The 12,323-nt window shown below is 68.0% G+C and carries 10 protein-coding genes; 4 read left to right on the top strand and 6 right to left on the bottom strand.

The window, feature by feature from the left end:
* Nucleotides 1-26: 26 nt before the first annotated feature.
* Entirely contained in the window at nucleotides 27-392 is a 366-nt protein-coding gene (locus ACFWY6_RS37565; RefSeq protein WP_384700226.1) for a hypothetical protein, read from the bottom strand.
* A 201-nt stretch (nucleotides 393-593) separates the two neighbouring features.
* On the opposite strand from ACFWY6_RS37565, the gene ACFWY6_RS37560 reads away from it, so the two are divergent.
* Nucleotides 594-1,841: a helix-turn-helix domain-containing protein gene (locus ACFWY6_RS37560; RefSeq protein WP_384700224.1), complete on the top strand. Its 1,248-nt coding sequence runs from the start codon at nucleotides 594-596 to the stop codon at nucleotides 1,839-1,841.
* Between the two features lie 58 nt (nucleotides 1,842-1,899).
* On the opposite strand, the gene ACFWY6_RS37555 is transcribed toward ACFWY6_RS37560, so the two are convergent.
* From ACFWY6_RS37555 to pepN, 4 genes are all read right to left on the bottom strand, one after another.
* Nucleotides 1,900-3,771 (bottom strand): hypothetical protein, encoded by a 1,872-nt coding sequence (locus ACFWY6_RS37555; protein WP_384700222.1) that lies wholly within the window; start codon nucleotides 3,769-3,771, stop codon nucleotides 1,900-1,902.
* Nucleotides 3,772-4,135: 364 nt separating this feature from the next.
* A complete protein-coding gene (locus ACFWY6_RS37550; protein ID WP_384700220.1) occupies nucleotides 4,136-4,612 on the bottom strand; it encodes a hypothetical protein in 477 nt (158 codons plus the stop codon).
* A 203-nt stretch (nucleotides 4,613-4,815) separates the two neighbouring features.
* Entirely contained in the window at nucleotides 4,816-5,217 is a 402-nt protein-coding gene (locus tag ACFWY6_RS37545) for a hypothetical protein (protein WP_384700218.1), read from the bottom strand.
* Nucleotides 5,218-5,362: 145 nt separating this feature from the next.
* Nucleotides 5,363-7,930, bottom strand: coding sequence for an aminopeptidase N (gene pepN, locus ACFWY6_RS37540; RefSeq protein WP_384700216.1), 2,568 nt, complete (start codon nucleotides 7,928-7,930; stop codon nucleotides 5,363-5,365).
* A 242-nt stretch (nucleotides 7,931-8,172) separates the two neighbouring features.
* On the opposite strand from pepN, the gene ACFWY6_RS37535 reads away from it, so the two are divergent.
* Complete coding sequence (locus tag ACFWY6_RS37535) at nucleotides 8,173-9,411, top strand: flavin-dependent oxidoreductase (RefSeq protein WP_384700214.1); 1,239 nt, start codon at nucleotides 8,173-8,175, stop codon at nucleotides 9,409-9,411.
* Between the two features lie 141 nt (nucleotides 9,412-9,552).
* On the top strand, nucleotides 9,553-10,059 hold the full coding sequence (locus tag ACFWY6_RS37530; protein WP_384700212.1) for a DUF1203 domain-containing protein: 507 nt from the start codon (nucleotides 9,553-9,555) through the stop codon (nucleotides 10,057-10,059).
* Here ACFWY6_RS37530 and ACFWY6_RS37525 read toward each other — a convergent pair.
* Complete coding sequence (locus ACFWY6_RS37525) at nucleotides 10,010-10,924, bottom strand: LysR family transcriptional regulator (RefSeq protein WP_384700210.1); 915 nt, start codon at nucleotides 10,922-10,924, stop codon at nucleotides 10,010-10,012. The genes ACFWY6_RS37530 and ACFWY6_RS37525 overlap by 50 nt on opposite strands.
* A gap of 142 nt (nucleotides 10,925-11,066) precedes the next feature.
* Here ACFWY6_RS37525 and ACFWY6_RS37520 point away from each other — a divergent pair.
* A partial coding sequence (locus ACFWY6_RS37520; RefSeq protein ID WP_384700208.1) for an MFS transporter occupies nucleotides 11,067-12,323 on the top strand: 1,257 nt, incomplete at its 3' end.

The raw sequence follows: 12,323 nt of genomic DNA, 5'->3' as shown, positions 1-12,323 counted from the left end.
GCACGCGGTCGCGTGCGCCCCCCCGCTCATCCGAAGGCCCCAGCGGGGAGCTGTGGGCCCTCGTCGCGATCGTCGTCCTCCGCGTCGACCGAGTCGGGATCGTCATCCGGCACAGGCAGCCGTGCGCCCCTGCTGTCCGCGATCCGCTTTGTGTCACGCAGCGCCTGGCTCATGCAGGCCAGCGTGAACCGGAGCTGATCAGCGGTGGCCTTCCCGTCGTTGAGCAACTCGGCGACATGGTCGAGCAGGTCGCCTGCCATGCCGAGCTGCACGGACTCGATGTTGTCCGCGACGCGGGCCAGGTAGCCGCTGCCGTCGCTGGACAGGTAGCACGGGTTGCCCTCGGGGGTCGACCAGGGAAGCAGCCGTGTCGTGTGCGTCGTGACCGTCACGCCATCACCTCCGTACCTGGCGGCAGGATCGGCACTCGGCGTCTCGCTGTAGCTTGAGTCATGTCGTCAACCTCCTGGGCTGATGGCCACGCCCCCGGACCGTCCACCACGGTCGCGGGGGTCCTTCATCAGCAAGACCCTTGTGCCGAAGACCTGTTGATCCCATCCCACGGCCCTATAGGCCCGTCCTATATTGGAGATATGGGAGACACTCCCGGAAACCTGTGGTCACACCCGCAGCTAGCGGCGGCGCTCACCAGCGAGGACTGGGGCGCCGTCTTCCGCACGTACCGCAAGCTCACTGGCTTGAGTCAGACGAAGCTGGGGGAGCGGGTTGGCCTGGCCCAGTCCGACGTGTCCGACATCGAGCGGGAGCGTCGCCGGATCACCTCCGTCGAGGTGCGGCAACGCATCGTGGCCGGGCTCGGGATTCCGGCCGATCTCCAGGCCCTTGCGACAGGTCCGGTAGAGACTCCGGTTCCAGGGCTCTCGCTTCTGGGGGCCACGCCGGACGAAGATCTGTTGACCCGCGTGACGAGCGTGGTCGACTCCTCCCACCGGGTCGACGCGGCCACCCTCGACTGGCTTGACCGACTGCTCGCCGAGCACCGTCGCGCAGAAGACCACATCGGGTCACGGCCACTCGTCGAGGTGATGCGCCAGCAACTCCGCACCGTCGTCGACCTGTACGCGGGGGCGCGTGGCCCGCTCGCAGACCGCGTCGTACGACTCGCCTCCGAGCACGCGCAGTTCCTCGCGTGGATGGCTCAGGACCAGGCGCAGACTGCCGCCGCTCTCGCTTGGTACGACCGCTCGCACGAATGGGCGCTGGAGGCCGGGGACGCCAACATGGCCGCCACCACGCTCAGCATGAAAGCGCACATGGCGTGGTCCGGTGGCCGAGGAACCAGGTGTGTCCGCCTCGCGGAGGCGGCGCGTTGGTCAGCGCCCGGGACTTCCCTCGGAGTGCAGGGCATGGCCGCACAGATGGCCGCCCGAGGGCACGCACTCGACGGTGAGGCCGACGATGCCCACCGTCTGCTCGATGAGGCACAGGGGCTCATCCGCCGGGCGTCCGAGCACCCCGAGGACGAGCCGGTGTGGATGTACTTCTACGACGAGACGTGGTTCACCCTGCAACGTGGCATGGCAGCGCTGCACTTGCGTGACTGGCGGGAGGCCGTGGATCAGATCACGGTCGGGCTCACCGCACTGCCGGACGAGTACCGACGCGACAAGACTTGGTACTGTGCGTGCCTCGCGCACGCGCTCGCCGGGGCCGGTGAGTCTGCACAAGCCGCGTCAGTGGCAATGGCGAGCGTTCCCGACGCCGCCGACATCGGGCGCCCGCATTCGTGGAACGAGCTGCATACCACGGCCGCACTACTGAAGCGCCGGGGAGTGAAAGAAGGCTCGCAGCTGGTTGCCGCACTACGTGAGTACGACTGAACCGACGACCGGGGTGAAGCGTGTGCGAGGTGGAGAATGGCCCGCCGATCTTCACCAGCTAGCTACCAAAAAGGAAGCCAGTCGCACTTTTTGCAGACAAGGTATCGACCTCCCAGCCGGACCCCAATGCTTCGGCATCATCCATTGCTTGCGAGATCTCTTTGCCTTCAATCATGGCTCGCAGAGAATATCCCAGAGCTCTTCCAGCGAGCTTGCGTGAGAAGACTGAAACGCTACCCGAGATATCTTCTGTCACTGGACCTCCATGTGTAAGGGCATTTCTGGCGCGCTGAATTCTGCGCAGTGCGTGCTCCCATCTGGCGTTCAGAGTCCTTCGGTATGCGGAAAGCTGATGCGCGGATGAATACTGCTTTGCCAAGGAGTTCAGCCTGTATCCGACCAAGTCATTGCCCGAATATTCGGAAGCTACTTGGTTGAGCACGGAGAGTCCGGCCTTGTCATCACAGTGCGCAGATCCATTCTCTCCCTGGAATACGGTTTCCATCATTTGTCGTACGCGGTCTCGTGATTCGCCGGTAAGGGATTCGTTGAAGAGTGTGGCATCGTAAAGGCCTCTGCGTAGATTCAGCAGCATTTCGTTTCGAATCCAATTTGCTCTGAACCTTCGGTTGCAAAAGTGGAACCAATCCAGGCCAGCGTCGTAGGAAGACACCAGCTCAATTGTACGGACGTTCAAAAGGATCGCTGAGGTGCCATCTAGATTTTTCGCCTGATCCCAAACATTCAGAGCCTGAAGGAGGTCGTTCAGGGATTCATCAACCAGAGGGAGGTGTGGTGATAGCGTTCCTGCTGCATTATCAATTCCGTAGGCGAGGGAGGACAGGTCAAAGCTGGTGGCGGGTGTTGCTGACGTTCTGAAGAATTTCTCACTGACTACTGATCCATCCATAGTGTGAATGTGGGATCCAGTGTCTCTCCATGCCTTACCCTTGCCGCCGGTATCCAAGGAGGCGGTCAATAGAACAGCCATGGCTTGCTTTCGTGCGGCTCCTGGAGCATCGGAAGTAGCTAGACTGCCGAGATTGACTCTGGCGAGTACAAAGTTGCTATCCTCCGGCCAGTACTTCTGATTTCTGTACCCCGTAAGTTCGTCTGATATTTCTGCTGTGTTCCCTTCATTGAATCTACGACGAAGTGTGGGCCCGTGATGAAACTCTACGGGTCCAATCTCCACTACGTCACCATTGATCTGTGCTGAGTCGTAAATTAGCCAGACCACGTGATTGGCGACTCGTGGAGGTGACGACACGATGCGTTGGCAGAGTGCCTTGCGATCGGTGTCGGACATTCCCGCTTTTCGATTGATTCTTTCTTGGATTGATTGCGGCATTCCGGCGGTGCTTTCCCCTAGTAGCGTGAGGGCGCGATACTTTTCGTTTAGATCGTCTATCAGTACGCCGCTGAGAATTCCTTGCAGCTCTCGAGTGTTATGTCCGCTGTGATGTGCGACTCCCCAGGAGGCGTCCCGTGTCTTAGTTATCCTAGACATGGAGTAGTCGGACTTTCCGCATGCCCGCACTAGGTCTTGCCAGCAGGCAAGGAGGGCGCCAGTCTCGGTAATTTTCTCCAGGAGATCCGAGAGCTGATGATGCAGAGGTTCTCGCTTTGGGTCATCAGGATCTGAAAGGCATTCTTGAAGTGACGTAATCAGGACTGTCGTCTCTGCGGACAGGAAATTCGCAAGATCTGTGCCGCATTCTTTGATGCACTGTTGGAGATCCTCGATCGCTGACTCCCAGGCGGCATGGTGATGTGCCCTAACGTACCGTCTTTTATCCTTAGTCCAGGCCGGCATTTCGCGGGCTGCGGCGTCCATACTCAGGGTGTCTTCGCCTGCCCAGCGTCCCTTATGGTCAGCGAGGCAGTTACCAAGTAGCTGAACTTGATTCGAAGTGCGCTGTGCCACCATGGATATAAGTGTGGCACCGAACAGCCGTCTACGGGCGGTGGCACCGCAGCTGAGCCATCGTGCGCTGAGTGATGCCCTCGGTAGGGCGACGCCGAGCACTCTGCAACGTCGTCCGTCCGAGCCCCGATCTGACCGAGGGCATTAAAGCGCCGCTGCATCCTCTGGATGTGACGGCAACCCTGACGGCAACGACGGCACACACGGGCTCGTAATCGCGAACGCAGGCGCCCAATCCAGGAAGCGAGCGGGCCCTCTCCCAGGCCCCCGCCCCAACCTACGGATCAGAAGGTTGCGGAAACTCCTTGCCGTGCTTCGGGGTCGTCGAAGTCGGAGCACGCCCATCGGCGGTCCGAGCGCCGGCGCCTTATCCACCGATTCCGAAGGGCAGTCCCTTTTGATCGTTACTCAGTGACCTTCGTATGGCGTTGACCAGCCTTACCTGGGCTTCGGCGGGTGCCTGCCTGGCCTGCTCGAAATCCTCCGGACTCACCGGGTCACGCAGAGGGTCGCGCCCCCGCGCCACTTGGTCCAGGAAGGCGTTGACGGCGCAGCCGAAACTATCGATCTCGGTGGCCACTTCCGGAGGGGCGATCATGCTCACGCGCATCAAGGACGCGCTCCACTCGCCCCAGTCGTAATCCCAGCCACGTTGGTCACCGTGCGCGCGCCTGAGTTCCATCGTGAACTTGGCGTAGTGACTGAACAGCTCCTGGTAGGCGACAAGCTGTTGGTCACGGAGCCACTGACGATCCTGAGCGCGACGCGTGACGATACCGCCGACCAGAACTCCCACCGTGGCTGCGAGGGCCCCAGCGGCCGTCGTCACCAGCGTGTCCAGCACTAGACGCCCCCTACGTCCCAAGCCGTTGGAGAGACGAACGTACTGGTCATCCGTCCTCGGCAACAACGATCAGCCTTCGATGAGATCGGGCGGAGACCTTAAAGAAGCAAGCTAGGGCAGGTCAACCGGCCAATGTCGGGCATGCGATCGTCCCTTGACGGTGGCCGCTTCGCTCCCGGATTTCCCATGGCGAGCCAGGAGCGCTAGTTGAAGGCGCGGCGCAGTGCCAAGGTCGCGTCGACCTCCGGGAAAGCCCGGCGGATCTCGCGGTCTGCCTGGTCGATCAGCAGCTCAAGTGCGCCCGGTGCTGCGCCGTGCACCAGCTCCCGCAGGTATCCATCGAGTTCGGCGACGTCATCGGGCAGCGCGACGTCCGCAAGCAGAGCCACGCCGTCCGTCTTGTATGGCGCGGGCGGCAGGCCCACCTTCTCTGGGTGCACGCAGACAGGCACGCCACGCAGGGTGTACCTGTGGCCGTCCTCGGGATTGAAGGGGTACTCGCGAGACGGACGCTCGGCCACGTCGAACTCACCTAGTGGGAACTGGCGGGACGGGCAGATGCCGCAGGCGCGGTGGCCGTCTCCGGAGACGAAAGCCTCGACCATGCGCAGAGAGTAGCGCGTTGCTTGCTGGCAGCAACGCAGCGGCGGAGCCCCCTCCCCGCCCCCCCCGGGCCCGGGAGGCGCTCCGCCCAGGAGGAACCCGGCCGGGCGGGGGCCGGTGTGTTGGCTGCCCCGCCCGGTCGGAGGGCTACGCGTCGGCTGACTGGGCCCGCAGGGCGCGCTCCACGCCCGCGCGGGACTCCGTGATCAGGCGGCGCAGGGCCGCCGAGGGGGCGGCCGAGGAGAGCCACGTGTCCGTGGCGTCCAGGGTTGCCTGGGAGACCTGGAGCGACGGGTACAGGCCCACCGCGATCTGCTGCGCCATCTCGTGCGAGCGGGAGTCCCATGCCTCCTTGACCGTCGCGAAGAACTTTTCCGTGTAGGGGGCCAACAGCTCGCGCTGGTCCGTCTGGACGAAGCCGCTGATCACCGCCTCCTGGATCGCGTTCGGGAGCTTGTCCGAGTCGATGACCGAGGCCCACGCCTCCGCCTTTGCCGCAGCCGTCGGACGCGCCGCCCGCGCCGACGCCGCGTGCCGCTCGCCCGCCGCCGTCTTGTCGCGGTCCAGCTCCGCCGCGATTCCGGCCTCGTCGAGCCGGCCCGTCGCCGCGAGCCGGTGCACGAACGCCCAGCGCAGCTCCGTGTCGACGGCCAGGCCCTCGACCGACTGCTTGGCGGAGAGGAGTTCCTCCAGGAGCGTCAGCTGCTGCTCCGTACGCGCCGTCGCCGCGAACGCCCGCGCCCACGCCAGCTGGTGGTCGCTGCCCGGCTCCGCCGAGCGCAGGTGCGAGAGCGTCGCCTCGGTCCAGCGGGCCAGCGCCTCCTCGCGTCCGGACGGCGCCGCGTACAGGTCGAGCGCCAGCTTCACCTGACGGTGCAGCGACTGGACGACGCCGATGTCCGACTCCTTCGCGATGCCGGAGAGGACCAGCGCGAGATAGTCCCGCGTCGGCAGCTCCGCGTCCCGCGTCATGTCCCACGCCGACGCCCACGACAGCGCCCGCGGCAGCGAGGCCTCGAAGTCACCGATGTGGTCCGTCACGTACGCCAGCGACTCCGCGTCCAGGCGGACCTTCGCGTAGGAGAGGTCGTCGTCGTTGAGCAGGATCACGGCCGGGCGCACGCGGCCCACCAGCTCGTCCACCGCCGTCAGTTCGCCGTCCACGTCCAGTTCCACGCGGTCCGTGCGCAGCAGCTTGCCGGATTCGTCGTCCAGGTCGTACAGGCCGATCGCGATCCGGTGCGGGCGCAGGGTCGGCTCCCCCTTCGCGCCGGCGGGCAGCGCCGGTGCCTCCTGCTTCACCGCGAATGATGTGATCTTGCCGGTCGTGTCTACGTCCACCACCGGGCGCAGCACGTTGATGCCCGCCGTTTCAAGCCACTTCTTCGACCACGTCTTGAGGTCGCGTCCGCTCGTCTCCTCAAGGGCGCCGAGCAGATCGGAAAGGCGCGTGTTGCCGAACGCGTGCGCCTTGAAGTAGGCCTGCACGCCCCGGAAGAACTCGTCCATGCCGACGTACGCGACGAGCTGCTTGAGCACGCTCGCGCCCTTGGCGTACGTGATGCCGTCGAAGTTGACAAGCACGTCGTCGAGGTCGCGGATGTCCGCCATGATCGGGTGCGTGGAGGGCAGCTGGTCCTGGCGGTACGCCCACGTCTTCATGGAGTTGGCGAACGTCGTCCAGGAGTGCGGCCAGCGCGAGTTCTCCGCGTACGCCTGGCAGGCGATCGACGTGTACGTGGCGAACGACTCGTTCAGCCACAGGTCGTTCCACCACTCCATCGTCACCAGGTCGCCGAACCACATGTGGGCCAGCTCGTGGAGGATGGTTTCCGCGCGCGTCTCGTACGCCGCGTCCGTCACCTTCGAACGGAACACGTACTGGTCGCGGATGGTCACCGCACCCGCGTTCTCCATCGCGCCCGCGTTGAACTCCGGCACGAAGAGCTGGTCGTACTTGGCGAAGGGGTACGCGTAGTCGAACTTCTCCTGGAACCAGTCGAAGCCCTGCCGCGTCACCTCGAAGATCGCGTCCGAGTCGAGGAACTCGGCCAGCGAGGGCCGGCAGTAGATGCCGAGCGGAACCGACTGGCCGCCAGGACCCTCGTACGAACTGTGGACCGAGTGATACGGACCGACGATCAACGCCGTGATGTACGTCGACATGCGTGGCGTCGGCTCGAAGACCCAGATGTCGCTGTTCGGCTCCGGAGTCGGGGAGTTGGAGACCACCGTCCAGCCTGTCGGCGCCTTCACGGTGAACTGGAACGTCGCCTTGAGGTCGGGCTGTTCGAACGAGGCGAAGACGCGGCGTGCGTCCGGGACCTCGAACTGCGTGTAGAGGTAGGCCTGTTGGTCGACCGGGTCGACGAAGCGGTGCAGGCCCTCACCGGTGTTGGTGTAGTCGCAGTCGGCGACGACCTTCAGCTCGTTCGGCCCGGCCTCAAGGTGCTTCAGCGCGATGCGCGAGTCACGGAAGACCGCCGCGACGTCCAGCGAGTGGCCGTTCAGGACCACCTCGTGGACCGCAGGGGCCACCAGGTCGATGAAGGTCTCGGCGTTCGCCTCCGCGGAGTCGAAGCGCACCGTGGTCACGGACCGGTAGGTGCCGCCCTCTTGCGCGCCGGAGAGGTCGAGATCGATCTCGTACGAATCAACGGTGAGCAGCTTCGCCCGCTGCTGCGCCTCTTCGCGGGTCAGATTGGTGCCGGGCACGCGGTCATCTCCTCAGGTACGTCAGGTACGACTTGTGGCGTTTCCGGTCATCCTTCCACGAGGCCGCGGGAGCGTGCCGGGGCATTGTCCGGTGGCCGACATGCGGCATTGTTCGCCGCCCGTCGTGCCGCTAGCATCCGCGCGGCGAGGAACGCCCCGGGGGGAGCGCTCATGGCACGGTCACGTTCACGATCACGATTACGGCCACGATTACGCGGCGCGGGGCGGGCGGTGCCGCAGCCATGATCGACGTACTCGTCGCGGGAGCCGGGATCGGCGGTCTGACCACCGCCCTCGGTCTGCACGCCGCGGGCATCGAGGTGCGGGTCGTGGACGCGGCGGACGCGCTGCGCCCCGTCGGCGTCGGCATCAACCTCCTCCCGCACGCGGTACGGGAGTTGACGGAACTCGGCCTGGGCGCCGAGCTGGCCGCCACGGCCGTGCCGACCGCCGAGATGATCCACTTCGACCGGCACGGCAACCACATCTGGAGCGAGCCGCGGGGCGTCGCGCGCGGCCACCACTGGCCGCAGTACTCGCTGCACCGGGGCGCCCTGCAGATGCTCCTGCTCGACGCCGTGCGCGACCGGATCGGCGAGCACGCCGTGCGCACGGGCACGGCGTTCGTGCGGTACGCCGAGACCGAGGGGTCCCGGTCGGTGCTCGTCACGCTGCGGGACGTGGCGCGCGGGCGGGAGTACGCGGTGCCCGCGCGGGCCCTGATCGGCGCCGACGGGCTCTACTCGGCGGTGCGGGCGCGGCTGCACCCCGGGGAGGGGCCGCCGCTGTGGAACGGCATCCGGATGTGGCGGGGCGTCACCGAGTGGGAGCCGGTGCTCGGCGGTCGCACCATGGCCATCGCGGGCAGCAACGCGAGCGTGAAGCTGGTCGTCTACCCGATCTCCCGCGAGGCGGAGACGCGGGGGCGTGCGCTGCTCAACTGGGTGGCCGAGGTGCGGTTTCCCGTCCACCACCACGGGGTGGCGGGGCCCGTCGACTGGAACCGCTCGGGGCGGCTTTCCGACGTGCTTCCGCACTTCGCCGGGTGGCGCATCGGCGACCTCGACGTGCCGGCGCTGCTTGCCTCGACGGGGCGGATCCTGGAGTACCCGATGGTGGACCGGGATCCGCTGCCGTGGTGGGGGCAGGGCCCCGTGACGCTCCTCGGGGACGCGGCGCATCCGATGTACCCCGTGGGGTCGAGCGGCGGCTCCGAGGCGGTGCTCGACGCGCGGGTCCTCGCCCGCTGCCTGGCGCTTGCCGCGCCGGACCGGGTGGGGGGACTGCGGGCCTACGAGGCCGAGCGGTGGGCGTCCGCGAACGCGGTGGTCCTGGCGAACCGGGCGATGCCGGCGGACGCGGTCCTCCGGACGGTCGCGGAGCGGGCGCCGGAGGGATTTGTGCGGGTGGAGGATGTGCTGACGGAGGGGGAGCTGGCGGAGCTGGGGGAGGGGTATCGGCGGATGCGGGGGGCTTGGTAGGGGGGCGTCAGGACCGCCGCTTCGCGGCGGATCTTTCCCGCCCACCCACCCACCCGATTGCCCAGCAGGTCTCGGTGATCTGCGGAAGTCCACGTCGGGAAACCGCCAGCCCCACCCACCCGCACGCGCGACCCTCGACCCATGACCACCACCGCGTACCACCCCCGCCCCATCGACCCCGTAGCCCTCAAACAGCTCCGTGAGATCGACGACGCGGGGCGACCCTGCGCGCCCTACACGGACAGCACCGGCGGCGACCCCCTCCGCTGCTGTCTGCGCCCCATCGCCCCCGGCGAGCACGTCGCCCTCGTCTCGTACGCGCCGCTGCGGCGCTGGGCGGCGGACACCGGCGCCACCCCCGGCGCCTACGACGAGCAGGGGCCCGTCTTCATCCACGCGCAGGACTGCGCGGGACCCGCCCCGGACGGGGAGGGATACCCCTTCGCCCGCCAGGGAGCCCTCCGCACCCTGCGCCGCTACAACGCCGAAGGCCGCATCATCGGCGGCCGCCTCTTCGAGATCCCCGAGGACACCACCGCCGGCTTCGACGCCGCCCTCGCGGAGGCCTTCGCCGACCCCGAAGTCGCCCTCGTGCACGTCAGGGCCGTGGAGTACGGCTGCTTCCACTTCGAGGTGCGGCGGCCCTGACGCCCGACGCGGCGACCGCCCGTGCGAACGCCCGCACCCGCTCCGTCTCCGCGTCCCGGTGCCACACCATCCCGAGCACCGAGTCCGGCAGCCCCTCCACCGGCACGAACGTGACGTCGCGGCGGCCGTGGTACTCCGCCGTGGGACTGCACAGCAGCATCGCGCCCCGCCCCGCCGCGACCAGCGTCAGCCCTTCCTGGAGGGTGCGCACCTCCGGCGCGGGCGTGGCGGAAGGGGCGTGCGCCTCGCGCCAGTACACGGGCGCGGGAGCCGCCGCCGCGATCAGCGGAGTTTCCGTCAGCTCGGCCGCGCTCAGCAACTCCCGGCCCGCGAAGGGGTGGCGTACCGACACGGCGACGTTCTGCGGCTGGCGGGAGAAGAGCGGGCCGAGGACCAGGTCCGGTTCCGCCACCGGCAGCAGCACGATCGCGGTGTCCACCGCGCCGTGCCGCACCGCACCGAAGGGGTCCGCGAAGGGGATCTCCACGATCTCCGTCACGCACGCCGGATGCTGCTCCTGGAAGTCCGTGATCGCCTCCATCAGCCGGGCGTCCGCCGTCCCCTGGAAACCGATCCGCAGCCGCCCCGAGACCCCACGCGCCGCCTCCCGCGCCGAGTCCACCGTGGCGCTCAACGCCTCGTACGCCGGGCGCAGTTCGGCAAGGAAACGCTCACCCGACGGGGTCAGCCGCACCCGGCGGCTCGACCGTTCGACGAGCCGTGCGCCGATCCGCCGCTCCAGATCCCGCAGCAGCTGGCTGACGCGGCTCTGCGAGACGTAGAGCCGCTCGCCCGCGCGGCCGAAGTGCAGCTCGTCGGCGAGCGCGATGAAGCACTCGAGCTCCCGTATCTCAAGCCCGCTCACCCGGTCCGCCTTTCAGCCACTCATCGACTCATCCATGAGCCTCGCCTCATCCACGAGCCTCGCCTCATCGATGAGCCTCGCTCATTCAAGGATGAGATCTTCGGCGTTGTTCCCGGCGGGCGCCCCACGAAGGCTGGAGTCCATGAAGAACAACACCGCCCTGCCCCTCTCCGTCCTCGCCGTCGCCGCCACCACCTTCTCCGTCGTCACCACGGAGATGCTGCCCGTCGGACTCCTCACCTCCCTCTCCGCCGGCCTCGGCGTCTCCGACGGCACCGCGGGCCTGACCGTCACGCTGCCCGGCGTGGTCGCGGCGCTCGCCGCCCTGCTGCTGCCCGTCGCCGTGCGCAGCGCCGACCGGCGGACGGTGCTCTGCACGCTCACCGCGCTGCTCGCCGCCGCGAATCTGCTCTCCGCGCTCGCGCCCTCCTTCGGCGTGCTGCTCGCCGCGCGGGTCCTGGTGGGCGTCTGCATCGGGGGCGTGTGGGCGATCGCGGCCGGTATCGGCGTACGCCTCGTGCGCGAGGAGGCGGCCGGGCGGGCCACCACGGTGATCTTCAGCGGGATCGCGGTGGCGTCCGTGCTCGGCGTCCCCGCCGGTACGTTCCTGGGTGAACTGGCGGGCTGGCGCTGGGCGTTCGTGGCCATGGGCGCCTTCGCCCTCGCCGTCGCGGGACTGCTCGCCGCGGTCCTGCCCGAGCTGCCGTCGTCCGAGGCGGTGCGGCTCGGCGCGTTCCCGGGGCTGCTGCGGACGGCGCCGCTGCGGGCCGCGCTCCTGGTGGTGCTGCTCCTGGTGACAGGACACTTCGCCGCGTACACCTACGTGCGCCCGGTCCTGGAGCGGGTGCCGGATCTCGGCGCCGGGCTGATCAGCGGACTGCTTCTCGCGTACGGCGTCGCGGGCATCGCGGGGAACTTCGTGGGCGGCGCCTTCGCGGCCCGCGACCCGCGCCGTGCGCTGCTCGCGATCAGCGCCGGGCTCGGCGCCGTGGTGCTCCTCATGGGGCCCGCGGGCGGCTCGCTGCTCGCGTCGGTGGCGCTGCTCATCGCCTGGGGACTGACGTACGGCGGGGTCTCGGTCTCCACCCAGCAGTGGGTGATGGCCGCGGCACCGGGGGCCCGCGAGGCGGCGTCGGCGCTCTTCGCCGGGGTGTTCAACGCGGCGATCGCCCTGGGCGCGCTGACCGGCGGCCTGGTCGCGGACAGCCGCGGGGTGAGCGACGTACTGTGGCTCGGCGGCGGCCTCGCGGTGCTCGCGCTGCTCGTGGTGGCGGCCACGGGCACGCGAAAGGGGGGGGGGGGGGGGCCCCCGCCGCCCCGCCCCCCCCGCCGCGCGGGCGGCGCCCCCGGCGCACGCACTAGAGGGCACGCGCACTCGCGCGCGCCCCCCCCCCCCCCC

The organism is Streptomyces sp. NPDC059037, assembly GCF_042740015.1.
In the GTDB taxonomy this organism is placed as follows: Bacteria; Actinomycetota; Actinomycetes; order Streptomycetales; family Streptomycetaceae; genus Streptomyces.
The sequence above is the reverse complement of the archived record's forward strand: the minus strand, read 5'-3'. Positions and strand labels throughout refer to the sequence as shown.